Raw genomic sequence first — 23,754 nt, forward strand, 5'->3', positions numbered from 1 at the left:
AAAAAGCGCATTTATAGTGGATAGGGTTTTTAGACTATTTGCCTTTATCTAATGCTACTTTATAAGTTTCCAGACATCTTTTTCTGGCAAACTCATGCTCAACAATTGGTTGTGGATAGTTCAGTTCTTCAAGCTCGGGTACCCATTGCCTTATATATTTTAAATTAGGGTCAAACTTTTTGGTTTGTAAGTAAGGGTTGAATATTCTAAAATAAGGGGCAGCATCACAACCACAACCAGCCGCCCACTGCCAGCCACCATTATTAGCAGCTAGATCGTAATCTAAAAGTTTGGCAGCAAAATAAGCTTCTCCCCATCGCCAATCGATAAGTAAATGTTTGGTAAGAAAACTAGCTACTACCATTCTTACTCTGTTATGCATATAGCCTGTTTCATTTAGTTCCCTCATGCCAGCATCAACAATTGGATAACCTGTTTGTCCATTGCACCAAGCTTCAAATTCTTGTTCGTTGTTGCGCCATTGTATTTCATCGTATTCTTTTCTAAAAGATTCAGAAACATTATTAGGGTAGTACCATAAAATCATATGGTAAAAGTCTCGCCAAATTAATTCGTTCAGGTACTTCTCGTTGAGTTGCATTGCATCATGAACTAGCTTTCGAATACTAATAGTGCCGAAACGTAAGTGTACACTTAATTTTGTAGTGCCATTAATTGAAGGTATATCTCTTGTTTCATCGTAGTGTTTTATTATTAGTTCATTTACCTCGCACGATGGCGAGATAAAGTCAATATGTTCAAATCCTATAGAGCTAAGTTCTGGTAAGCTAATAGTTTTTTGTTGATAAAAATTACCGCTTAGTTTTTCAATGCTATATGTGGTTAAGTAGCTTTTATTTAGAACGGTTTTCCATTTCTTACTATAAGGAGTATATACTACATAGGGTTCGCCATTGTCTTTTATAATTTCATCTTTATGGAATATGACCTGATCCTTAAATTTTTTAAAAGCGATGTTGTTACTAGTTAGAAAATTTTCAACCTCATTATCTCTTTTTATAGCATATGGTTCATAGTCTTCGTTGGTGTATACTTCTGCTATTTCATATTTATTAATCAGTGTTTCATAACTACTCATTACATTATCGTGAAAAACGTTTAGTGTGCTACCAATATTTATAAGTTCTGTTTGAATTTTTTGTAGCTCATTGTAAATAAATGTGACCCTTTTATCCTTTGTGTCTTCAAGCTCATCAAGAATGGCTTTATCGAATATGAATATAGGTACTACAGGATACCCCGATTGTAAAGCATGATATAAGCCCGTATTATCTTCTAACCTCAGATCTCTTCTAAACCAGAATATTGCTACTTTTTGTCTCATATACAATAATAATAGTTGTATTTTATCCAGTATAAGTTCAGTAAAGTTGATAATAGTTATGGGTGTAAGAAAATTACTTTATTCGATTGGGCTAGTAGCTACATTTATAACCACAGGTTTTGCTCAGACGGATACCTTGAGGCTGCTTCAATACAACTTGCTGAATTATGGAGATAATGTGAACCCCTCTTTCTATAAAGACATACGCCTGAATACCATAATACAGTATGTGCAGCCGGATGTTTTTTCCGCTAACGAGATATACCAAAACGCGTCTCTGCAAAACAATATACTCACATCGGTTCTTGATACTAATTGGCAAAAAGGAACTTATGTAAATACCAATAATCAGGTGCAGACCAATATGCTCTTTTGGAGAAAAGACAAGTTGGCTTTAATAAGCCAAACTACTGTTAGCCATTTACTAAGAGATATTATTGCTTTTAAGTTTTATTATAGAGGTGTTGCTATGTCTACTACTGATACAGTTTTTCTTACCGTGATAGTCGCACACCTGAAAGCAAGTAGTGATACCAATAGCGCAAAGCTTAGAAAGCAGGAAGTGGAGACAGTAACAAACTATGTGAGTAGTTTAAATAAAGGAGGCAATTATATTTTCGTAGGAGATTTTAATATCTATGAAAATACTGAAGAAGCATATAAGGGTATGAGCAATCATATAAATACTCATGCACGCTTTTACGACCCCGTAAATAGAGCAGGTATTTGGCATAACAATAATGCATTTGCAGATTTGCACACACAGTCGACAAGAAGTACAAACCTCACAGATGGAGGTGTTTCTGGTGGTATGGATGATAGATTCGATTTCATTCTGACATCCGACCATATTTTAAATGATTCTTCAGGTATAAAATATATTTCAGGTTCGTACAAAACGCTAGGGCAAGACGGGAAGCACTTTAATAAATCGATAAATGATATACCTACAAATACATCTGCACCCGTAAATGTGATACAGGCACTTTATGAGATGTCTGATCATTTGCCGGTATATGCCGACTTTGTAGTAAAACCTAAAAATGGATTACGAATAGCTACAGCGAACTGGCAAAATAAGCAGCTGGTAAAAGTGGTTAATCCATTTGATAATATGATTCGCATTTTCTGGGATGAATCACTTGTGGGCAATAAGGTAACTGTAAGCCTATGCGCAATAGATGGGAGTATGATATTACATGACAATCATGAAATAAAAAGTACATCTGAAAATATAGTGATAGAGGGAAATATGCCGGAAGGGTTATATTTTTTACAGGTCAAAACAGGAAAAGACAGACTAATAAAGAAACTAATAAAAAGATAAGCCGACAGTATCGTGTAAATTGCTTGACAATTTGATAAATTTACTTTGCTTTAAAAATATATAGATACCAATAGATGCAGAAAAACAAGAATATAGAACTCTCCATAATAGTACCCGTGTTCAATGAAGAGGAGATCATTGAACAGTTGGTGTCAAGAATGGTGGCCGCTGCTAAGTCTATTACCGAGCATTATGAAATAATATTTGTCAACGACGGAAGTAAGGATAAAACCCTTCCCTATCTTAAAGAACATTGCTATAAAGATGATCGCCTCCACTATATCAGTTTTTCCAGAAATTTTGGACATCAGATAGCTATTAGTGCCGGTATGGATCTTTCTTCAGGTAAGGCTATTGTAACGATAGATGGAGATCTGCAAGACCCGCCTGAATTGATACCAAAAATGTATCAAGAATATAAAGATGGCTTTAAGGTAGTATATGCTAAACGCAGTAAACGTAAGGGCGAAAGCTTTTTCAAACTGATAACGGCAAAAGCTTTTTACCGATTAATGGCAAGACTTGTATCATTCGAAATACCACTTGATGTTGGAGATTTTAGATTAATAAGTCGTGATGTGCTGGAGTATTTGAAGAAAATGAAAGAGTATGATAAATACATAAGAGGTCAGATAGCATGGTTGGGTTTTAAGAGTACTTATGTAATGTTTGAGAGAGACGAAAGGCAATTTGGCACTACAAACTATCCATTTAAAAAAATGCTACGTTTGGCCTTTAATGGTATTACTGCATTTTCAGATTCTCCTTTGAAAATAGCGACCAACTTGGGTTTCATCGTTTGTTTTATTTCATTCCTTATAGGGGTCTATGCTTTATACGGCTTCTTTTTTGAGCAAAATACCTTGCCTGGTTGGGCTTCAACAATTATCAGTATCACATTTCTTGGAGGAGTACAGCTCTTATCACTGGGTATAATAGGAGAATACATCAGTCGTATTATTAATAACGTAAGAGAGCGACCGCTGTATGTAATAGACCAAACGTCATTAGAAGATAACTTATCAGAATAAACAAAGGCTAATCATATGATTAGCCTTTGTTATAATATTATGTAATGCTCTATTACAATAGCTCATTAACTTTTGCTACTAGTTCTGCTCTTGTAATGGGCACCCCTTTTATTTTATTGTAAGGAATGGCATCAACAAGATATTTATCACGGATGATCTTTATAAGCTGTCCATTATTGATCTCAGGGATCAATACTTTCTTATAGTTGCTAATAATAGCTCCCAGATTGCTTGGGAAAGGACGTAAGTAAGTAATATGGGCATGTGCTACTTTCTTGCCTGCAGCATTAAGCTCGGCTACAGCACTCTTAATAGCTCCATATGTTGATCCCCACCCTAATACCAATACATCACCTTCCTCTGGTCCATTGTCAATAGTTTGTAGTGGGATATGATCCGCTATCTTATCTACTTTAGCTTCTCTGGTGCGCACCATAAATTCATGGTTCTCTGCATCATAAGAAACATTACCTGTGATATTTTCTTTTTCCAACCCTCCTATTCTGTGCTCAAGTCCTGCTGTGCCTGGTACTGCCCATGGTCTTACCAAGTTTTCATCTCTCTGGTAAGGCATAAAAGGCTCATCTCCTTCTTCTTTAGTTTTAAATTTCACTTCAATAGGCTTCAGGTCAGCACTTTGAGGATATTGCCAAGGCTCAGCACCGTTAGCTATATAACCATCACTTAGGTATATAACAGGAGTCATATGCTGAATGGAAATTCTCATTGCCTCATATACAGTATCAAAACAATCACTAGGTGTAGATGCTGCTACAATAGGCATTGGGCATTCACCATTTCTGCCATAGTAGGCTTGTAGCAAGTCGCTTTGCTCTGTTTTGGTAGGTAAGCCTGTAGATGGGCCACCACGTTGTATATTGACAATAAGTAATGGTATTTCTAACATTACTGCTAATCCCATTGCTTCCGTTTTCAAAGCCATACCCGGCCCAGAAGTGGTTGTAATACCAAGGCTACCACCATAAGATGCACCAATAGCAGCAGAAATACCTGCTATTTCATCTTCGGCTTGGAAGGTTTTGATACCAAAGTTCTTGTATTTAGATAACTCGTGCAGGATATCAGATGCAGGAGTAATAGGGTATGTACCTAAGAATACAGGAAGGTTGGAGACCTTGCTTGCCGCTACTATACCGTAAGATAAAGCTACGTTACCAGTGATATTTCTATAATTACCCGCAGGTAGTTTAGCTTTCTCTACATGAAAACGTGTAGTAAACGCTTCTATAGTATCACCATAGTTATAACCTGCTTGCAGTGCCTTAAGGTTACTTTCTAATATGTCAGGTCTTTTGCCAAACTTCTCTTTTAAGAAGGTTTGCGTGTTAGACATATCTCTATTATATATCCAATATAGGAATCCTAATATGAACATATTTTTAGAGCGATCTTTCTCCTTAGTACCCAACTGTATGTCTGCTAAAGCCTCTCTGGTAAGCTTAGTAACGTCTATTTTATAAGACTCATACCCAGTTAGCGTTTCATCTTCCAATGGGTTCACCCCATCTTCATAATTGGCTAAACGTAAGTTTTTAGAGTCAAAACCGGCGATGTTAGCAATAACAATACCACCTGGTTTAAGCGTGGGTAGATTTACCTTTAGTGCCGCAGCATTCATCGCTACTAGCACGTCACACTGGTCGCCCGGAGTGAATATCTGATTACTGGAAAAGCGTAATTGGAAACCACTTACACCTGGCAATGTGCCTAAAGGAGCACGTATCTCGGCGGGGAAATCAGGAAATGTAGATAGATCATTACCAAACAGAGCAGTATTGTTGGTAAACTGAGTACCTGTAAGCTGCATACCGTCACCACTATCGCCCGCAAACTTTATTACGACGTCTTCTATCGTCTTAGTAGGTATAGACATAATTATAAAACTGTGCAAAGTTAGTCATTTTACATCTACTCATTCGCTTATCAGGTATCAAGTTGTAAGCAAAAAAGCACTATTCATAATAATAATTAACAATATGTATGGAAAAACAGGCAAAAATCACACTTTATGAGGGGGTAAAGGAGTTATATAGTTCCCTCAATTAATGTAGGTTTGTAATAAGGAAAAACAATGCGAGTACTCACATTCATACTACTGTGTATACTTCTGACCTCTAGTTGGGTAGTAAAGGCACAACAGCAAATAGAAAAAGAACCAAGAATACTGATATTACTAGACGGCTCGTCTAGCATGAGAAATTCTTGGGCAGATAATGGTCAGCGTTTTGATGCTGCGGGCAAGATCATTACCGAACTAATAGATAGTGTATATAAAGTAAACGATCAGGTAGAGTTTGCATTGCGTGTTTACGGTCACCAGCACCCGGCACAAGACAATAACTGTTTTGATACAAGACGTGAGGTGATGTTTAGTAAAAACAACCTGGCTCAAATGACACTAAGGTTGGATGCGCTAAATCCATATGGTGTTTCTCCCATAGCGTTATCATTAAAAGAAGCAGCGGAAAGTGATATAATAGACCTTAAACGATATAAGTACAGCCTAATACTAGTAACAGATGGAGGAGAAAGCTGTGGAGGAGATATATGTGCAGTAGTGGAAGAACTTCTGAGAAAGAAAATAGACTTTAGGCCTTATATCGTAAGTCTAATAGACTATGCTCCATTGAGAAAGCAGTATGAATGTTTGGGGGAATATCTTGTAGTATCTAAAGATTCTGATATACCTGTTGCGGTAGGTAAAATAGTAGAGGAGTATAAATCAACTTTTATAAAACCTGCTTTAACAAAGCAGATGATCGAAAAGGCAATAGTCAATAAGCCACCAAGTGCTTTGAAAATGAATATTCCAGCATTTCAGGTAACTGCTGAAAAGGAAATACAAGCGGTTGAAAAACCAAAACCTGTTGAAAAGAAAGAGCCAGAGTTACTGGTAATAGAATCAATACCAGCAGATACACTTATTGTGGAAGCGCCAGCTAAAAAATCTAATATAGTTGTAGAAGAAAGAGTAAGGGAAAAAGAAAAAAATATTGAAAAGATAAGTAGCATTAACACACCACACACTTTACCACAGAAATATGCTACAGAAGCGGTTACCCAAGCAAAAGTGCCTGAGTATACGGCACCGGTGGTAGATGTGCATAAACCATCTCCTCCTCCTAAACCCATATACAAACCGGTAAAGCTAACAGCAAGTAGTACCAAGCCAATTGAGAACAAGCCGCCAGTAGTAGCGCCTCCAAAGAAAATAGATTATAAAATAGAAAGAGAGGAAGCTAAAGAAACTACAGTTGAAATATTCTTTACCAATGGTAAGGGCAAGTTTTACGAAACTGCACCTAAACTGGTTTTATCAGATTCTAAAACAGGAAAAGAGTTACATACTTTTTGGCGTACAGTAAATGCAGTAGGCTCTCCTGATCCTCAAAATATACCTCCGGGGATATATAAATTGACGATACCTGGAAAAGATAATTTTGCGATCAATAATTTAGAAGTACTTCCTAACCAAAAGAATAAATTTTTGATTGAGGTAGCTAATGCTTCTCTTCGTTTTGAATATGCACACCCTACCAATAAAGCTGTAGTAGAATACGCAGCTCGCGTAAAAAAAGCGCTGCAAAGAGGTCAGGTACACAAACAACTATGTACGCAGGAGCTAGAGTACGAACCAGATAATTACCATATAGAACTAAACACGCTACCACGTAAACACTTCAACGTGGATTTGGAGTTTGGTGCTATTGTAACTATTAAAATAGACCGACCAGGATATCTACAGGTTACTAATTCGGAAACGCTGGGTCAAGTACAGTTGTACTATCAGCATGGTGATAGGTTTGAGCCATTCTACAAATTGAACGTAAATGGTAACCAACCACAACAAAAGTTGAGATTGATGCCTGGTCCTTATAAGGTAGTCTATTTACAAAATAGAGGTAAACCTAACGCAACAGAAATGGTGCAAGATTTTAGAGTAAAGAGTGATATGATCACAGAACTATACCTTAAGCCATAAGCATAAAGATGATAATGGAACATATTGCAGTAGTTGAGGTTGCTTTCGATTCGGATATTTATAAACAAGTATATTTTTTAAGGAACGAAGTTCTTAGAAAGCCAATCGGACTATCGTTGGATGATGAAGACCTTTCTGCTGAAGTAAATGATCACATACTGGCTGCTGTAGATAAGGAAGAAGTAATAGGATGTTTGATACTTACGCCTATAAATAAAAACACACTCCAATTAAGACAAATGGCTGTTGCTGATCAGTGGCAGAAAAAAGGTTTGGGTAGTTTGCTGGTAAAAAAAGCAGAACAACTAACAATAGAAAAGGGTTATAGCAAAATCTTATTACACGCGCGAATTGTTGCCAGAAACTTTTATCAAAAACTAGGTTATTCAGAAGTGGGAACACTCTTTACGGAGGTTGGGATCGATCATATAAAAATGGAGAAGAGTATTATTGAAACAGTGTAAAAAGAAAACAACAAATATTCAATATCAATACTTCTATAGTTATAAAAACCTACCAGAAGTATGGGATAGCTTTTTACCTGATGCGCACTATCTGAAAAGTAAAAACTTAAAAGTAACTGAAGAGGCTGATCTGCCTCATATTTCCTTTCTATATGTACTTATACGTAACAATGAATGCCCTGTTTTGGTTACTGCATTTCAACTGCTACGTTTTGAAGATCGGCACATAAATCAAGAATTAGTAAAACCATATCAGTATTTTTTTTGGCGCTTTTTTGTACGAGTTGCAAAGCCTAAGCTGTTAGTAGCTGGTCACCTATTCAGGCATGATGTAAACACATGTTATTTCACTAATGAGCTTAGCGATTATAATGCTTTTATATACCACAGCACTGCTATAGAAAATGCGGTGAAAAAAATAAAAGCAAATGCAGCTTTGATAAAAGATATGCCATCGAAAATGGCAAAGTATTTCCAACGGTATAAGCCTGAATACCAAATTTTCAAGAATGATATTTCTATGGAGATGGAAATAGATATTGCTTGGGAATCATTAAATGATTATGAAGAGGCATTGAAACATAAATATGCACAACGCTTTCGGAAAATAAGAAAACAATGGAAAGGTATTGTGCTAAAGGAACTAGGTATAGATGAGGTAATAGAAAACAAAAAAGAATTGTATAAGCTGTATCAAATGGTATGTGATCACCAGCAAGTACGTCTTGGTTTTATAAGTGAAGATTTTATACCTAACTTAAAAACATACTATAAAGAAAAACTACGTGTTTGGGGTATTTATAGTGATGATATAATGATCGGCTTTTTTAGTGCATGGGATAAGGAGGAAGAGTTTGACATGTTCTACATAGGTTTTGACTACAAGAAGAATAACAAGTATTCCTTGTACTTTAATATTCTATTCTTTAGTATAGAAAAAGCCATTGAACTAAAAAAGAAAAAGCTAACACTAGGAAGAACAGCATTGGATGCAAAAGCACGTTTAGGGTGCTCTCCAAAATATTTGTCTACCTATTTGTATATCTCAAATCCTTTTTTGAGAAGAAGGATAGCAACCGTGCAAAATAATACAAATGAAAAGGAAGGCGCTTGGGAGCAGCGCCACCCCTTCAAAAAACAGTAGAAAATTAGTGTGCTTCAAGCCAGTTATTGCCAATACCTACCTCTGTATTTAAAGGCACATTATTAGGCAACTCCATTGCAGACTCCATGTTCTCTTTTACGATCTTTTTCATGAGTTCAATCTCATCTCTGTGCACATCAAATACCAATTCATCATGCACTTGTAGTATCATTTTAGATTTTAGATTCTGCTGCTGCATAGCATAGTACACTTTGGTCATGGCCATTTTTATCATCTCGGCAGCAGTGCCTTGTATAGGAGAGTTAATGGCATTTCGTTCTGCATAGCCACGTACGGTATGGTTAGATGAGTTGATGTCTCTTAAATAACGTTTACGTCCCATTAAAGTAGTGACATAGCCAAGATCTTTGGCAGTAGCTACGGTATCATCCATATATTTTTTTATGGATGGATATTCTAAGAAGTAGTTGTCAATAATTGTTTTGGCCTCAGTGCGGCTGATATCTAAAGAGCTGGCAAGACCGAATGCGGTTTGTCCGTAAATGATACCAAAGTTTACAGCTTTGGCAGCACGTCTCATTTCACTGGTCACTTCATCTTCTGCTACTTTATAAACTTTAGCAGCAGTAGCGGTATGAATGTCTTTATTGTCCACAAAGGCTTTTATCATTTCTACATCGTTGCTGATGGCGGCAACTATTCTTAATTCTATTTGAGAATAGTCGGCAGATAATAGTTGCCAATCTTCACCTCTTGGTACAAATGCTTTTCTTACTTCTCTACCCTTGTCAGTTTTGATAGGGATATTTTGAAGGTTGGGGTTAACACTACTAAGCCTACCTGTAACAGCTACAGCTTGGCTAAAGTTAGTGTGTACTCTACCGGTACGAGGGTTTATCATATTGGGCAGGGCATCTACATAAGTACTTTTAAGTTTGCTCAGCTCTCTAAAAACAAGGATATTGTCAACAATAGTATGTTTAGTTCTCAGCTTTTGTAGAATATCTTCACTGGTAGCATATTGTCCTGATTTTGTTTTTTTAGCCTTGTCGTCTAGCTTCATTTTGTCAAACAAAACTTCTCCCAACTGTTTAGGAGAGCTAAGATTGAATCGTACGCCGGCTTGTTCATAAACACTTTCTTCGGCTTGTTTAATATCTGCCTCCAACTCTTTAGAGTAGGCGTTTAAAAACTCCTGATCTACACTAATGCCTTCATATTCCATATCTAGCAGTATGGGCACAAGTGGATTTTCTACCTCAGCAAATATTTTTCTTACTTCTTTTTCATCAAGAAGAGGCTCAAACTTTTGTTTTAACTGTAAAGTTACATCGGCATCTTCCGCAGCATAATCAGTTACTTCTTCAACAGGAAGCTCTGCCATGCTTTTTTGATTCTTTCCTTTTTTGCCAATTAAGGTTTCTATAGATACGGGTTGATAGTGCAGGTATTTCTCACTTAGTACGTCCATGCTATGTTTGCCCTCAGGCTCTATAACATAGTGTGCCAACATGGTATCAAAAGTTTTGCCTTTAAGGGTGATGCCATACCATTTCAAAATGGTCATATCATATTTTATGTTTTGCCCTATCCAGAGTATATCTTCTTTTTCAAACAGGCTATCGAAGAGTGCTAAAGTAGTTTTAGCCTCTTCCCTGTTTATAGATAATGGCACGTAGTAGGCACTACCCTGCTCCCAGCTAAAGCTCATACCTATAATATCGGCTTGGTGAGGATCAATGCCGGTTGTTTCCGTATCAAAGGCAATTTCTTTTTGAGCAGATAGCTGTATTACCAACTCTTTTATTTGCTCATCGGTATTGATGAGCTGATAATTATGAGCTGTGTTTTCTATGTTTTTGATTAAAGTATCTTCGATAGGTTCTTCTACTATTTTATTTTCGGGTGTTTCTTTTTTAGGGATAACAGCACCACCTGCTATGGGGTTGCCAAATAAGTCCACAGCAGTTGCTACAGGTGCTTGCTCTTCAGTAGTGAAGCTTTCACCCAATATTCTTTTGCCTAGTGTTTTAAATTCTAGCTCTGCAAAAATTTCAGTCAGCTCTTCTTTGTTCCATTCAGACATTTTAAAATCCTCTTCATGAAACTCAACAGGAACGTCAGTGATAATAGTGGCCAGTTTTTTAGAAAGGATGGCATTTTCTTTTCCTGCTCTAACTTTTTCTCCAAGTTTACCCTTTATCTCATCAGCATGTTCTAGTATTCCTTCCAGTGTATCGTATTGAGCTAAAAGTTTTGCTGCAGTTTTTTCTCCCACACCTGCAATACCAGGAATATTATCTACTGCATCACCCATGAGTCCCAGCATATCTACAACTTGATCTACACGAGCAATATTCCATTTTTCACAAATAGCTTCAGGGCCCAGCTTCTCTGGTTTACCACCTTGATAGCCAGGTTTATACATGTATACATTATCTCTTACCAGCTGCCCATAATCTTTATCGGGTGTTACCATGTACACCTCATATCCTCTGTCTGAGGCTTGGTGGGCTAGTGTGCCGATCAAGTCATCTGCTTCATAGCCATCATATTCCATTACAGGAATGTTGAAAGCTTTGATTAAACGTTTAATGTCTGGTACAGCACTAAGTATGTCTTCAGGGGTCTCTTGTCTGTTAGCTTTGTAGGCTTCATACTCCACATGCCTTTCAGTAGGTGCACTGGTATCAAATACTACCGATAGGTGGCTTGGGTTTTCTTTCTTTATCAAATCTATCAGCGCATTGGTAAAGCCAAATTGAGCATTTGTGTTGCGCCCTTTGCTGGTAATACGAGGGCTACGTATTAGCGCATAGTAAGAACGGAATATTAGTGCAAAAGCATCTAGTAGGTATAACTTCTTATCAGACATATGGCTAAGTTAAGCCAATGTCGTTAGTAGGGGAATAAAAATCTAAGTTTTTTAAAAGCTATTTATAACTGATAGGTGTTACCACTCGTATTCTCTTTCCACACGTTTTTTAAGACTGTTCACCAACTCGTAAGTAGCAGGACATCTGTGGACGTTCTGAATAAAAGTATCGTTATAATCTTCAAAGTCTTTTTTGTTGTGATGCGGAAATTCCGCACAATCAACAGGTCTTATTTCATAAATAGAGCATTTGTTGTCTTTACCTAAAAACTGACATGGCGTACTGGTGTTCATCCAGTCTTTAGTATCTTCTTCTTGATAGAGCCATTTTTTCTTGAATTCCTTTGGCGTCATATCAAAGTGTGCAGCAATTCGCTTAATGTCTTTAGTGCTATAGGTAGGTGTCATGGTTTTGCAGCAGTTGGCACATTCCAGACAGTCTACCTTCTCCCACATCTTTTTATCTTCTTCAGCTACAAGAGATTGAAAATCTTCAGGTACTATTTTGTCTAGTTTTTTTAGAAAAGCAGTAAGCGGCTTTTTCTTCTTTTGTGCCTTCTTGGCAAACTTTTTCAAATCCATTGCTGTAAATATAATAGGTTTAGCTAAAGCTATCTTAAATTTGTATTCAATTTTATATTAACTCTGACTATTTATGTAAAGTGCATCAGTTGCACTGATAAATATATTGTAATCTTCTTACTAATAGATGAAGTTTAAACCACATTTTTTTTTACTGGTATTAGTAGTACTAAATGGTTTGGGCTATTGTGCTAAGGCGCAGATAAAAGAAGAAGATTCTACAGACTTGAGTTTTATAATAGATAGTACTAAACTGACCGAAAGTATTAAGCCCCAAGAGGTAATAAGCGATAGAGTTATTACAGGGCTAGTTATAGATAAACAAACCAGAGAACCTATACCCTTTGCTACAGTATTTATTCCAAATACACCAATTGGTACTACTACCGAGTATGGTGGGATATTCAGGTTAGACGTTAGCAAAAGAACTAATGATACGCTTAAGATCAAGCTCATAGGTTATAAAACATATACATTATTACTACAAGCAGATTCGGCACTCCATTTAATAGAAATGGAGCTAGACAAAAACACACTAGACGAAGTAGTAGTAAGGGCAGGAGAAGACCCCGCTATTACTTTGATCAAGAATGTAATAAAGCATAAACCACAGAACGACCCTGCAAGATTAAATAACTATCGCTATGAAGCATACAATACAGTAGAGATTGACCTGCTCAACCTGTCTAAAGAAGAGTTTGAACATTTACCCATACCCATGATCAAAAAGTTTAGCTACATCTATGACAACTTAGATACTAGTGGCGAAAAAACTTTTTTACCATTTTACCTTACAGAAACTATATCTGATTATTACTATCAGCAGAAACCACAAAAAGTAAAGGAATACATTAGAGCTTCAAAAGTAAAAGGTATTAACAATACAAACTTTACTAATTCCATATCAAAGTACTTAGGTAATACCTATATAGACCTCCTCCCTTACAACAGCTATATTCGTTTTTTCAACAACTCCTATGTAAGTCCTATAAGTGGCGCAGGATTGTTTTATTATAAGTACAGGATAATAGACACCATAAGAGTAGCTGGACATCGTGTGATAGAACTAATTTTTGTGCCTAAACAGTATGGCACCAATACATTTATAGGAAAAATAAAGATTGTAGATAGCTCATTTGCGCTGCAATATATTGAAGCTACACAGCCAAAGGCAGCAAATGTAAACTGGGTAAAGAATGCTAACTTCTTCAAAACGTATATGCCACTAGGAGATAGTATGTGGTTTTGTACTAAAGAAGGTTTTACTGCAGAGCTCTATTTGGCTAAAGAAGATGGCCTGTTTAAAATGCCGGGAATTATTGCTAGAAAAAAGAACTCCTACAAGCATATAAAAGTAAATGATGACAGTGTATCATATATGCTAAATAAGTTAAAGCTGGATGTGACGGTTAATGAAAAAGCTCAAGTTGCAGATGATACCTACTGGCAAGGTATGAGGCATGATAGCTTGAATAAAAATGAAAAAGCTATTTACAGTGCTATTGATAGAATTGAAGCTGATCCTAAGTATAGAACATTTAAAAACTTTGCAAGAATAGTATTAACAGGTTCTGTAAGAGTAGGGCCTGTAGAGTTTGGTCCGTACTGGAGCATGTATAGTAACAACTTGGTAGAAGGCAATCGTTTTCGTTTTTCGATGGGCACTACACCAAAGCTTTTTAAGAAGTTGTACCTAAGTGGTTATGTAGCATACGGCACGCAAGACCAAAGGTTTAAATACAACGGCATGGCGTTGTACATACCTCAAAAGTATCCACGCACCTTTTTTAGATTTACCTACACGCACGATATTGATAGGACGGTAAACTACTACGATAGGGTAAGTTTTGATAACATACTGAATGTAGCTATCAGAAAAAATGGTATACCTCAAAAGTTCATGTTTGCAACAGATGTACGGCTAGAGGCATTTAAAGAATACGGGAATGGCTTTAGTACACAACTAAACTTGATCCATAAAATATTTGACCCTTACGACCCACTTCCTGATGCTGTCATTTTTAAAGATGAGCAAGGAGCTCCTTCTACTACAGTTACTACTTCGGAAATTGGCATTACATTACGGTATGCACCAAGAGAGCGTTTTGTAGAGGGTAATTACTTTAGGTTTTCATTAGGCTCAAAAAAGCCAATAGTACAGCTTAGATATGCTATGGGTATAAAGGGCATTTTCAACAGTGGATATAATTACCATAGAATAAACTTCTCTGTATCAGACAGGGTGGAAATAGCACCATTTGGTAGCCTCTACGTCAATGTATTTGGGGGCAAGTATTTTGGAGATCTGCCTTATACATTGTTAGAGCAGCACCCAGGTAATGAATCGTACTATTACAATAAGTATGCATTCAATATGATGAACCAATATGAGTTTTTAAGTGACCAATTTGTAGGAGCAAATTTGGAGCATTCTATAGGTGGAGGGGTATTCAAATACATACCACTGGTAAAGAAATTAAATCTCAGACAGTTTTGGACTGCCAAAGGAGTTGTTGGTAGCTTAACGGATGCAAATGCTGCAATAAACCTAAATAAAGGTTTTATGTTTAGAACATTGAGTAACGACCCTTATGTGGAAGTAGGTACTGGAATTGAAAATATATTCAGATTGTTTAGGGTCGATTTTATTTGGAGAGTAACCCCTAGCAGCCTACCTAATGAAGTGCTACAAAGAAATTTTGGCGTACTGGGAAGTATGAAGGTTACTTTTTAAAGTAACCCCCATTTTTCCAATATCTGTTGGCTATGTTCTTTAGCCTTTACTCTCTTTATAATGTGGTGTATACTACCATCTTCATTGATAAGAAAAGTAGTACGTTTTATACCCATGAATTTATTACCGTATAGATTTTTCTCTCCCCAAGTATTATAGAGGTTCGCCACTTTCTTATCTACATCGGTAAGTAGTGTAAAAGGCAAGCTGTACTTTTTCTCAAAGTCTTTATGTTTATCTACCCCATCAGGGCTAATACCTAAAACGGTAATGCCTTTATTTTTCAATAGGCTTACATTGTCTCTAAAATTGCAAGCTTGGTCGGTACAAGTGGGTGTATCATCTTCAGGATAAAAGTATAGCACTACTTTCTTCCCTGCATAATCTTTCAGAGATACTTTATCTCCGTTTTGGTCTGTTGTTGTAAAGTTGGGAGCCATGTCCCCTTTCGCTAAATCCATGCTATCTATTTTGTAAAGTTGTACGTTATTGTTTTACTGTTACCGTTATCATCTATTGCAGTAACGGTAAGTTTGTGTTTGCCTTTAGGGCAATGTTCATCAAAAATATAAAAGAATACATTGTCTTTTTGCTCAAAGCATATCCATTCCCCATCGAGTTTAGCAATGAACTGTTTTACAGAAGTGATAGCATCGGTCGCCTTAAAACGAATTTTTGAATAGTTCGTTAATACAGCACCTTCTTTTTGTAATGGTATTATACTGGGAGGAGTATTATCTGCAACCAAACGATATTCTCCAAACATTCTGGTAGAGGTGGTGTACCATCCATTTTCAAATTCTGCTTTTTCACCTTCATCCTTTCCATCACCATTGTATATGATTGCTATCTTATTTCTCAGTTCAAATGGTATTGGTTTGTTGGGTTTGATGAACAGCTTAAAGTATTTGTGTAAAGGAATGTATGGATAATGTATTTGATATCTGGATGAATAGCTATTGCTATCTTCTTTTTCGTTGAACTGAAAACAAATGTTGTCGTATATAGCTCCTTGAGGTAAATAGAACTTTACATTCGGGTGATTAAATTTGTTATCACTACTTGCATTAAAACTTTCTTGACATTCATGCTCTAGCTCACTTACAGCACCGCTATATCTAATTTTAAAAGCTACATGACTAACATTACCCTTGGGGTCGGTTAGTTTTACCTGCATATCATGAACAGTGCTATCATTAATAGTAATTACACCATCATTTTTGTTCATAGTATAAATAGTATTCAGCTTATTACCAGGCAGCTTAAAAAACAACTGTATATAACCGCCACCTTTTTTCTTTGTTTTATAATCCAGATAGGCGTTCATGTATCGTGTAATATCGTAGCCAATATCATCTAGCGTTATTTTGCATTGTAGCGTACTATCCATGAATAGCTCTGCGGTATAAAAGGTCAAAGTGTTACGACTATCATTCATATAGTCGTTGGTTTTTATCCCTATGCCGATAAAGGGAGCAGTTGTAGTAATAATGTCGTTAGTAGTATAGATACTGCCCTTCTTCAATAAGCGGTTAAAACTGGGGGTTTGCTCATAAATACTATTGTCCATGTCGTATACTACCACTTTGGTAGGTACAGGGGCAATATTATCTTTTATATCAAACCCGAAAAGCATGGGGTTGAGCGGATGTTCTGTTCTGCTATCTCTAATTTCAAAATGTAAATGCGGTGCAGTAGAAGAGCCTGTATTTCCTGACCATGCAATTATATCTCCTTTTTTTACCTTAAATGTTCCCGCTTTTGGATATAAGTCTACCGTCCATTTTTTATTACGGTATTGGGCGGCTTTCATATAGGTTTGTACGTCGGCTTTGAAATTATTGAGGTGAGCATATACAGTTGTATATCCTTCAGGATGTCTTAGGTATAATGCGTGCCCAAAACCTCCTTTTTGCATCCTTATTCTTACTATTTCACCATCTGCAGCTGCATGTACCGCTAAGTTTTCTTTGCCTTGAGTTTTAATATCCAGTCCGCTATGGAAGTGGTTGGGCCTACATTCCCCAAAATTGCCTGCTAGTATTATAGGAATGTCTAATGGGTTACGAAAGTAATCTTGTGGATATGGGCTTTCGATACTAGACTGTGCGTTTGCATTAATTATCGATAAAACCCCTATAAAAACAAGAAAACTTTTAATATTCATAACCGCTATACTATTGATGATACAAAATACTGGAATGCAAAAAATATAACCAAACAACTATCCTTAAAGATAATGCTTAGATTTGCAGCGCCTAATAAGCTTATATAAGCAATTATGTTAGAAAAATTAAAGAACAAATGGAAAGTTTCGGGTTTGCAGCTCCTGCTCATCCTATGCACTTTTGCTTTAGGTGGTAGTTTGTGTGGCTATGCCGGCAGAACAATTTTATCCATGCTGCCAATAGAAAAAGGAGTATTATGGTTTGTTCTTTATATTTTGTTGATCACGCTACTTTGGCCTATAGCAGTTTTGTTAGTTAGTATTCCTTTAGGCCAGTTCAAGTTTTTCAAAAACTACTTATCAAGAGTTGCTAAAAAGCTGGGAATAACCAAGTAAGCTTTTAGTGTAATATTGCTCTAAGTACTGCAAGCGATTTTATATTTCTCATATGTTCTGTATGTGCTTGCAGAAATTCGATATACCAATCTAATAGTGTAAAACGTTGAGTGGCATTCATGGCTATACGAGTAGCTTCTGCTATGGTGTCTGCTTCTACAAGTTGAGATAATAATCTTATTTCCAGATCATTCAGTGTAGTAGGAATAGCGGGAGGTGTACTCACAAATGCGCCTTCTTTAAGATCTATATACGGTGTTTGTGCTGAATAGTTGCCGTGTATGTCATAGCCCAATAGCTTACTACACTGTATTACGAAATAGATAGGATAATTACCGATCTTGTTGTTTACCTCTTTGTCTATAGAGCAGAAGTATTGATAGGCAAACTGAAAAATGTCTTCCATCTTAGCATGTTCAGGAAGTAGTTTCAATAAAAGCTCTGCTGAGAATAAAGCAATGCTATTCTTTATGATGTCTTCTTGAATACCAGAGTAGATATAAGAAGGTTGAAACTCCTTTAATCGTTGTAGCCCTGTTTGTTCTTTTTGATAAGCCACTATATCCAGCAATGTACAAGGCTGTAGCAAGCCTGCTTTGTTACCTCTGGTTTTGGTCGTTCTTACACCTTGTACCAAGTAAGATTGTATGCCAAGCGCTTCTGTGAAAATAGTACAGATAAGGCTTGTTTCACCATATTTTATTTTACGTAAAACAATTCCTCTTGTCTTGAGCAACATAAGCTATTCCATGAACAACAGTTTGCCTGTTTTGGTTTGAGCACCGTCTTTGCTGGTGCCAAATATAAGATAGACACCCGATTGAGGGCGTTTGCCGGTATAGTCCCTACCATTCCATATGGCTTGGCCTCCTAATGCTTTGGTACGGTATATCAACTGACCGGAAACATCTGTGATACGTACGTCTGCATTTTCAACAAAGCCTTTGATGGCAATAGTACCTGTATATCCTGAAGGTATAGGGTTAGGATAAGTGATCAGCTCGTCTGCATTTTCACGACCTCCATCGGTGGCAGTACCTCTGTAGCTCATTAATCCTTTTTCTGTGCCAATATATACATCACCTGTTATAGGATCTATTGTTATCTTTTGCACCCTGTTAGATGGCAATGGACTATTATCTACAGTAAAACGTTCTACTATCTTATCTCCATCAGGAGCTATTAGCCATAGTCCATTATTAGTACCTATCCATTTTCTGTTAGCACCATCTACAGCTATTGTACGTACTTGTTCATTTTGAAAAAGGAAACCAGCAAAATCATCAAACTGAACCACTCTTTTTTCTGCCTCACAGCCACCGGTTATTACATCACGTGGACAATTGACAATACCAACACCATCAGCCGTTCCTATCCATATAGCACCATCTTTATCTTTGGCCAGGCAGTATACCTCATTGTTAGGTAAACCACCACTACCATCGCCTGCGCGTAGTTGTCTATACGAATCGTCAGCAAGGTTATCTACAGTACCACCATCATCATATACCATGGCACCTCCACCGCTAGGCGCAGCGTACCATTTCTGATTATTATCGTCAATGATAACGTGTGCGGCACTATTTTTAATAGGTCTGCTGGCAAGTGCAGTGTATTTATACCATACTCCATCTTTTGTACGTGCCAGTAGCTCATAAGGGTCACCACCAAATACGGTTAACCATAAAGTTCCATTATCATCAAAAACGAGACCACTAACTCTATATAAAGGTCCTGTAACTGAAGTAGGTATAACCCCTTGCTTTACTACTTCTACACTACCATCAGGTTTTAGTATAAAAAGTCCTTCGGTTGTGGAGCCAGCATAGATAGACCCGTCAGGACCTTTAGTAATATGAGTAATGTCTTTTAGGCTGTCTCCAAACTTAGGATAGTTTGTTCCATTATAAAGCGTCCATTTTTGATTACTAAATTTTGAAAAGCCGCTACTATTACCATTTTGTTTATAAACGTCATCATAGCCACCATGAGCTACCCATACCTCTTTGTTATTGGCTATAATATCGAAAGTAGCAAAGTCTTTAGGCCCTTCAGGTCCTATGGTATTGAATGGATCGCCCTTAAGCGTACGTTTTTTAAGTCCGGTAAATTCATCGGCAATGTATTTAGCACTATCAGTAGTAGGGAGGTCTACTAATGATTTTGCAAAGCCAGGTAGTTTAAAAGAATCCACTAGAAAATAATCCATGTTTATTTTCTTAGCTGTCCCATTAAAAGTAGCACCGTAGTTCTCTAAGATCCATACGCCATTAAGTCCCTCATTTAGTGCTCTAGTAGCACTATCCGACCTATATCTATAATTAAGAACATCATTTTCAATAGAGAATAAGCTATCAATAAGTGTTGCAAAGACTTTATTGCCTACACTAGCTACATCAATGAAGTTTCTACTATTATCAATAGCCTGCCAAGAAGAAAAAGCTTGTAGGTTAGGGTTATTTTTATTGGCTTTGTATAGCCCCTGACTGGTAGCAGCATAGAAGAAGTTGCCTACCATAGTAAACCCTTTAACTGCTATTGTTTGGTTGTTTATGGTGAAGTTATAAGTTTCTTTTACTTCTTTTTTCTCCAGATTTATAACCAAAATACCAATATCGGTACTGATGTAAGCAAGCCCCTTATCTGTATAAATTGCATTAATACTTTTACTTCCGGTAACATTTTCCAGCTTTAAATAGGGTATGTTATAAAAACTATTGTTACTATACAGGTCTATATTACTATTTTGATAGCCTAGAATAACTGTTTCAGTAAGTGCATCATAACCTATATCAGACATACCCACATCAGACATGCCATCTACTTTGCTGTATGACGTAATTTCATCCTTTGCCATATTGTAGCTATAAAATGCCTGTTCTGTAGCCACATATAGTGTGCTGCCATCAGTAGCTACACTTATTGCTTTTTTGTAAGGCATATGTGCTCGCCAATACCCTATTGGTCTATCTTGTGCTACTGCTGCGTTTGCTAATAATAGCATAACAGCTATGAGATATAGTTTATATGTCTTCATAATACCTGTTGTACTTATCAAATGTACAGAATTTAAAACGTAGGGTACCAGTCTATATTGTCTTTGCAGTATCACATTTGCTGCAGCAAAAACTCAATAGTGCGTGGAAAGTAGAAATGCTCTAATTGATGCACTTTTTTGGCAAGGGTATCTATAGTATCCTCTTTCGTAACCGCACATCTGGCTTGGGTAAGTATTGCTCCTTCGTCATAGTGTTCATTAACCATATGTATCGTTATGCCAGACTCCTTGTCTCCATTATCCAGTACCGATTGGTGTACATGATGCCCATACATACCTTTGCCCCCATGCTTAGGAAGTAGTGAGGGATGGATGTTGATAATCTTGTTAGAAAATTCCTGTAATACTGTATCAGGTATCTTTTTCAGGAAACCTGCTAGTACTATCAATGATGGGTTATACGACCTTAGCTGATCAATAAAAAGGACACCCCCCAGTGTTTGATTATTTACTATAAGAAATGGTATATGTTCTTTCTCCGCCACTTCTATTACACCGGCATCGGCTTTATTGGTAACTATTAGCGATACTTTGACATTTCCTTTTTCTTTAAAGAAGTTGATAATAGCTTCTGCATTAGATCCTCTGCCAGAGGCAAATATGATAAGTGACTGCATAATATAAGGTTACCACAAAAATATAAAAGAGAATAAGCTTAAGGTTATTTAATTTTAAACTTATGAGTGATAACAAGTTGAGGATAGACAAATATTTATGGGCCATAAGGGTTTTCAAAACCCGCTCACAAGCTACAAAGGCTTGTGATGAAGGGAGGGTAAAGTTGGAGGGTGTAAATGTTAAGCCTTCAAAAACTGTAACTATAGGTGATAAATACGACATAAGAGCAATAGGCAGAAAGTGGACTATAGAAGTGACCGACTTACTACATAAGCGTATGAAGTATGAAGAAGCTATAAAATATTATGTTGACCTGACCAGTGAAGAGGATAAAGAATATAATAAACGACAAACATCAAGTTTCTATACCGGAAAGCGCCTAAGTAAAACAGGTCGCCCCACTAAGAAACAGCGGCGCGACCTGAATGAACTTCTTGGTCCTGATGTTGAGGATGAACTCTAGTATACCAGAACGAAATTTCCTGATTTTATTTTGGTCCAGTTAGACCCGTTATCTTCACTTCTGTATAAGCCTGTATTACAAGCAGCATATACATATTCTTTTAGGCGATCATTTTTGAAATAGTCGGATTTTGAAACTATTGAACGAGCAGCAGTATTGGCATCCAAACCAATATTTGCAGGAACAAAAGTATCAGAACCTAAAGGCAATCTATATACACCTTGGCCTTCAAGACCTATTAATAATACTTTGTTGAAAGGAGAATGAGCAGTACGTACAGGAACACCTGTTGGTAACCCTGCATAAGCTAGCCAACTATCACCATTGTTAGTGCTATAGTATACACCTTCAGCACCTGTAGCGTCAGCAGCTACAATGGTATTGCCATAGTTAGTTATGAACATTTGACCATTACCAGCTGGAGGTAATCCGCCACTAGCCTTCTTAGTCCACGCCGCGCCAACATTTGGTTTGGTGAATATACTTCTTGAAGCGTCATCAAAGGCTACCAATGTACCATCTTCAAGCTGTGCAAACGAAGTAATTGAAGCAGCCGAACCTAGTCCATTATCATTATCAGCTATCCAAGCTTCTCCGGTAGAGTCTTGTGAATAAGCAATGCCTTTAGCATCGGTTGAGGCAATGTATACTCTATTGAAAGACGGTACATCTATGATCAAGCTTTGGTGGAAAGCCATAGGGCTAACTTTGCTGAACGTAGAGCTAAATTGAGCACCCTCGTTGCTGCTTAAGAAAGCATTGGCGCTACTTTTGATCATCAATATACTATTGAAGTAGGTAGCAAACGCTCTTGGAGGTATACCATCGGCAGGGAAAATGATCTGCTTGTAATTATTCCCATCGTTAGTGTTGTATATAGTACCTAGTGAATCTACTACATATAGCGTATAAGGTTTTGTAATAACAGCGTTATTATCAATACCGTTTGTTTTTTTGCAGCTTTGAAAGGCAAAAGCCGTTAAAGCGAACATCGAAATTTTAAGCACATTTGATATCCGGCGCATCGAAATAATTTTCACCAAGTTTAAACAAAAAAGTTAACAAATCCAAGCCAGTAGCTATATGTAGCCTACTGATTTGAGCAATAAAAGCATTCTATAAGACTTTATAGAATGCTTTTATTAACAATAAGTTATATATAACTCCTAGAATGGTAGATCGTCTACATTTTCAGGAGATGGATTATAATTGTCAGGGGCACTATTGGTGTTAAAAGACGATGCAGCTTGTGGTGCAGGCGCTTGGTTCATATCTTGAGCAGCACTTTCCACACGCCATGCATCAAGGTTAGTTATATAATTTACCTTTCCGTCACGCTCCCATTTGTTGCCTTTTATGTTGAAACTCACCTTTACTTCATCTCCCTCATTAAATCTGTCTAAAATTTCGCATTTGTTCTGTACCAATTGCATTTTAGCAAAATTGGTATATACATTACCATTTACTTCATCTGATAATTCAAGGACAAATTCTCTTTTTTTGAAACGCTCACTTACTTGTTGGGTATCATATTTAACAAGTAGTTTTCCTGTAATTTCTAAACTCATTATATCGTATTTTATTAA

The 23,754-nt window shown here is 36.9% G+C and carries 19 protein-coding genes; 8 read left to right on the forward strand and 11 right to left on the reverse strand.

Annotated features, from left to right (window positions below; translation table 11 throughout):
- Positions 1 to 34: 34 nt before the first annotated feature.
- Positions 35 to 1,345: a deoxyribodipyrimidine photo-lyase gene (locus tag R2800_11980; protein MEZ5017766.1), complete on the reverse strand. Its 1,311-nt coding sequence runs from the start codon at positions 1,343 to 1,345 to the stop codon at positions 35 to 37.
- 58 nt (positions 1,346 to 1,403) lie between these two features.
- On the opposite strand from R2800_11980, the gene R2800_11985 reads away from it, so the two are divergent.
- On the forward strand, positions 1,404 to 2,672 hold the full coding sequence (locus tag R2800_11985) for a T9SS type A sorting domain-containing protein (GenBank protein ID MEZ5017767.1): 1,269 nt from the start codon (positions 1,404 to 1,406) through the stop codon (positions 2,670 to 2,672).
- Positions 2,673 to 2,746: 74 nt separating this feature from the next.
- The gene (locus R2800_11990) at positions 2,747 to 3,703 is read left to right on the forward strand and encodes a glycosyltransferase family 2 protein (GenBank protein MEZ5017768.1); all 957 of its coding nucleotides are present in this window, start codon (positions 2,747 to 2,749) and stop codon (positions 3,701 to 3,703) included.
- Between the two features lie 52 nt (positions 3,704 to 3,755).
- On the opposite strand, the gene R2800_11995 is transcribed toward R2800_11990, so the two are convergent.
- Complete coding sequence (locus R2800_11995) at positions 3,756 to 5,597, reverse strand: 2-oxoacid:acceptor oxidoreductase subunit alpha (GenBank protein MEZ5017769.1); 1,842 nt, start codon at positions 5,595 to 5,597, stop codon at positions 3,756 to 3,758.
- A 198-nt stretch (positions 5,598 to 5,795) separates the two neighbouring features.
- On the opposite strand from R2800_11995, the gene R2800_12000 reads away from it, so the two are divergent.
- Genes R2800_12000 through R2800_12010 form a run of 3 tightly spaced genes read left to right on the forward strand, consistent with a single transcriptional unit; the run spans position 5,796 to position 9,314 of the window.
- Positions 5,796 to 7,706, forward strand: a complete 1,911-nt coding sequence (locus R2800_12000) for a VWA domain-containing protein (protein MEZ5017770.1) — start codon at positions 5,796 to 5,798, stop codon at positions 7,704 to 7,706.
- 14 nt (positions 7,707 to 7,720) lie between these two features.
- The gene (locus R2800_12005; protein ID MEZ5017771.1) at positions 7,721 to 8,170 is read left to right on the forward strand and encodes a GNAT family N-acetyltransferase; all 450 of its coding nucleotides are present in this window, start codon (positions 7,721 to 7,723) and stop codon (positions 8,168 to 8,170) included.
- Positions 8,157 to 9,314 (forward strand): hypothetical protein, encoded by a 1,158-nt coding sequence (locus R2800_12010; protein ID MEZ5017772.1) that lies wholly within the window; start codon positions 8,157 to 8,159, stop codon positions 9,312 to 9,314. Before R2800_12005 ends, R2800_12010 begins: the two co-directional genes overlap by 14 nt.
- A gap of 4 nt (positions 9,315 to 9,318) precedes the next feature.
- Here R2800_12010 and polA read toward each other — a convergent pair whose 3' ends face one another.
- Together polA and R2800_12020 are read right to left on the reverse strand one after the other, a co-directional pair.
- The gene (gene polA, locus R2800_12015) at positions 9,319 to 12,150 is read right to left on the reverse strand and encodes a DNA polymerase I (GenBank protein ID MEZ5017773.1); all 2,832 of its coding nucleotides are present in this window, start codon (positions 12,148 to 12,150) and stop codon (positions 9,319 to 9,321) included.
- A gap of 78 nt (positions 12,151 to 12,228) precedes the next feature.
- Entirely contained in the window at positions 12,229 to 12,732 is a 504-nt protein-coding gene (locus R2800_12020; GenBank protein ID MEZ5017774.1) for a YkgJ family cysteine cluster protein, read from the reverse strand.
- 127 nt (positions 12,733 to 12,859) lie between these two features.
- Here R2800_12020 and R2800_12025 point away from each other — a divergent pair, with 127 nt between their 5' ends.
- Positions 12,860 to 15,466, forward strand: a complete 2,607-nt coding sequence (locus R2800_12025; GenBank protein ID MEZ5017775.1) for a DUF5686 family protein — start codon at positions 12,860 to 12,862, stop codon at positions 15,464 to 15,466.
- On the opposite strand, the gene bcp is transcribed toward R2800_12025, so the two are convergent.
- Both bcp and R2800_12035 read right to left on the reverse strand, forming a co-directional pair.
- On the reverse strand, positions 15,463 to 15,927 hold the full coding sequence (bcp, locus tag R2800_12030) for a thioredoxin-dependent thiol peroxidase (GenBank protein MEZ5017776.1): 465 nt from the start codon (positions 15,925 to 15,927) through the stop codon (positions 15,463 to 15,465). The two genes, R2800_12025 and bcp, sit on opposite strands and share 4 nt — an antisense overlap.
- A gap of 5 nt (positions 15,928 to 15,932) precedes the next feature.
- A complete protein-coding gene (locus tag R2800_12035; protein MEZ5017777.1) occupies positions 15,933 to 17,633 on the reverse strand; it encodes a M23 family metallopeptidase in 1,701 nt (566 codons plus the stop codon).
- A 114-nt stretch (positions 17,634 to 17,747) separates the two neighbouring features.
- Here R2800_12035 and R2800_12040 point away from each other — a divergent pair, with 114 nt between their 5' ends.
- The gene (locus R2800_12040) at positions 17,748 to 18,029 is read left to right on the forward strand and encodes a DUF6787 family protein (protein ID MEZ5017778.1); all 282 of its coding nucleotides are present in this window, start codon (positions 17,748 to 17,750) and stop codon (positions 18,027 to 18,029) included.
- 4 nt (positions 18,030 to 18,033) lie between these two features.
- Here the strand turns inward: R2800_12040 and recO are convergent, their stop codons facing one another.
- From recO to purN, 3 genes are all read right to left on the reverse strand, one after another.
- The gene (gene recO, locus R2800_12045; GenBank protein MEZ5017779.1) at positions 18,034 to 18,768 is read right to left on the reverse strand and encodes a DNA repair protein RecO; all 735 of its coding nucleotides are present in this window, start codon (positions 18,766 to 18,768) and stop codon (positions 18,034 to 18,036) included.
- Between the two features lie 3 nt (positions 18,769 to 18,771).
- Positions 18,772 to 21,066 (reverse strand): two-component regulator propeller domain-containing protein, encoded by a 2,295-nt coding sequence (locus R2800_12050; protein ID MEZ5017780.1) that lies wholly within the window; start codon positions 21,064 to 21,066, stop codon positions 18,772 to 18,774.
- Between the two features lie 71 nt (positions 21,067 to 21,137).
- Positions 21,138 to 21,704 carry a phosphoribosylglycinamide formyltransferase gene (gene purN, locus R2800_12055; protein MEZ5017781.1) on the reverse strand — a complete coding sequence of 189 codons (567 nt, stop codon included), beginning with the start codon at positions 21,702 to 21,704 and terminating at the stop codon, positions 21,138 to 21,140.
- A gap of 62 nt (positions 21,705 to 21,766) precedes the next feature.
- On the opposite strand from purN, the gene R2800_12060 reads away from it, so the two are divergent.
- Complete coding sequence (locus R2800_12060; GenBank protein ID MEZ5017782.1) at positions 21,767 to 22,168, forward strand: RNA-binding S4 domain-containing protein; 402 nt, start codon at positions 21,767 to 21,769, stop codon at positions 22,166 to 22,168.
- On the opposite strand, the gene R2800_12065 is transcribed toward R2800_12060, so the two are convergent.
- Positions 22,165 to 23,193, reverse strand: coding sequence for a hypothetical protein (locus R2800_12065; GenBank protein MEZ5017783.1), 1,029 nt, complete (start codon positions 23,191 to 23,193; stop codon positions 22,165 to 22,167). The genes R2800_12060 and R2800_12065 overlap by 4 nt on opposite strands.
- Positions 23,194 to 23,334: 141 nt before the next feature.
- A complete protein-coding gene (locus R2800_12070) occupies positions 23,335 to 23,736 on the reverse strand; it encodes a DUF3127 domain-containing protein (GenBank protein ID MEZ5017784.1) in 402 nt (133 codons plus the stop codon).
- Between the last annotated feature and the right edge of the window lie 18 nt (positions 23,737 to 23,754).

This window comes from Flavipsychrobacter sp., from assembly GCA_041392855.1.
In the GTDB taxonomy this organism is placed as follows: Bacteria; Bacteroidota; Bacteroidia; order Chitinophagales; family Chitinophagaceae; genus UBA5543.

Excerpts from the sequence above, each read along its gene's own strand:
- R2800_11980 (MEZ5017766.1), bottom strand. The coding sequence starts at position 1,345 with ATGAGACAAAAAGTAGCAATATTCTGGTTTAGAAGAGATCTGAGGTTA.
- R2800_12060 (MEZ5017782.1), top strand. The coding sequence starts at position 21,767 with ATGAGTGATAACAAGTTGAGGATAGACAAATATTTATGGGCCATAAGG.
- purN (MEZ5017781.1), bottom strand. The coding sequence starts at position 21,704 with ATGCAGTCACTTATCATATTTGCCTCTGGCAGAGGATCTAATGCAGAA.
- R2800_12040 (MEZ5017778.1), top strand. The coding sequence starts at position 17,748 with ATGTTAGAAAAATTAAAGAACAAATGGAAAGTTTCGGGTTTGCAGCTC.
- R2800_12020 (MEZ5017774.1), bottom strand. The coding sequence starts at position 12,732 with ATGGATTTGAAAAAGTTTGCCAAGAAGGCACAAAAGAAGAAAAAGCCG.
- recO (MEZ5017779.1), bottom strand. The coding sequence starts at position 18,768 with ATGTTGCTCAAGACAAGAGGAATTGTTTTACGTAAAATAAAATATGGT.
- bcp (MEZ5017776.1), bottom strand. The coding sequence starts at position 15,927 with ATGGATTTAGCGAAAGGGGACATGGCTCCCAACTTTACAACAACAGAC.
- R2800_12065 (MEZ5017783.1), bottom strand. The coding sequence starts at position 23,193 with ATGCGCCGGATATCAAATGTGCTTAAAATTTCGATGTTCGCTTTAACG.
- R2800_12005 (MEZ5017771.1), top strand. The coding sequence starts at position 7,721 with ATGGAACATATTGCAGTAGTTGAGGTTGCTTTCGATTCGGATATTTAT.
- R2800_12035 (MEZ5017777.1), bottom strand. The coding sequence starts at position 17,633 with ATGAATATTAAAAGTTTTCTTGTTTTTATAGGGGTTTTATCGATAATT.
- R2800_12000 (MEZ5017770.1), top strand. The coding sequence starts at position 5,796 with ATGCGAGTACTCACATTCATACTACTGTGTATACTTCTGACCTCTAGT.
- R2800_12050 (MEZ5017780.1), bottom strand. The coding sequence starts at position 21,066 with ATGAAGACATATAAACTATATCTCATAGCTGTTATGCTATTATTAGCA.
- R2800_11995 (MEZ5017769.1), bottom strand. The coding sequence starts at position 5,597 with ATGTCTATACCTACTAAGACGATAGAAGACGTCGTAATAAAGTTTGCG.
- polA (MEZ5017773.1), bottom strand. The coding sequence starts at position 12,150 with ATGTCTGATAAGAAGTTATACCTACTAGATGCTTTTGCACTAATATTC.
- R2800_11990 (MEZ5017768.1), top strand. The coding sequence starts at position 2,747 with ATGCAGAAAAACAAGAATATAGAACTCTCCATAATAGTACCCGTGTTC.
- R2800_12070 (MEZ5017784.1), bottom strand. The coding sequence starts at position 23,736 with ATGAGTTTAGAAATTACAGGAAAACTACTTGTTAAATATGATACCCAA.
- R2800_11985 (MEZ5017767.1), top strand. The coding sequence starts at position 1,404 with ATGGGTGTAAGAAAATTACTTTATTCGATTGGGCTAGTAGCTACATTT.
- R2800_12025 (MEZ5017775.1), top strand. The coding sequence starts at position 12,860 with ATGAAGTTTAAACCACATTTTTTTTTACTGGTATTAGTAGTACTAAAT.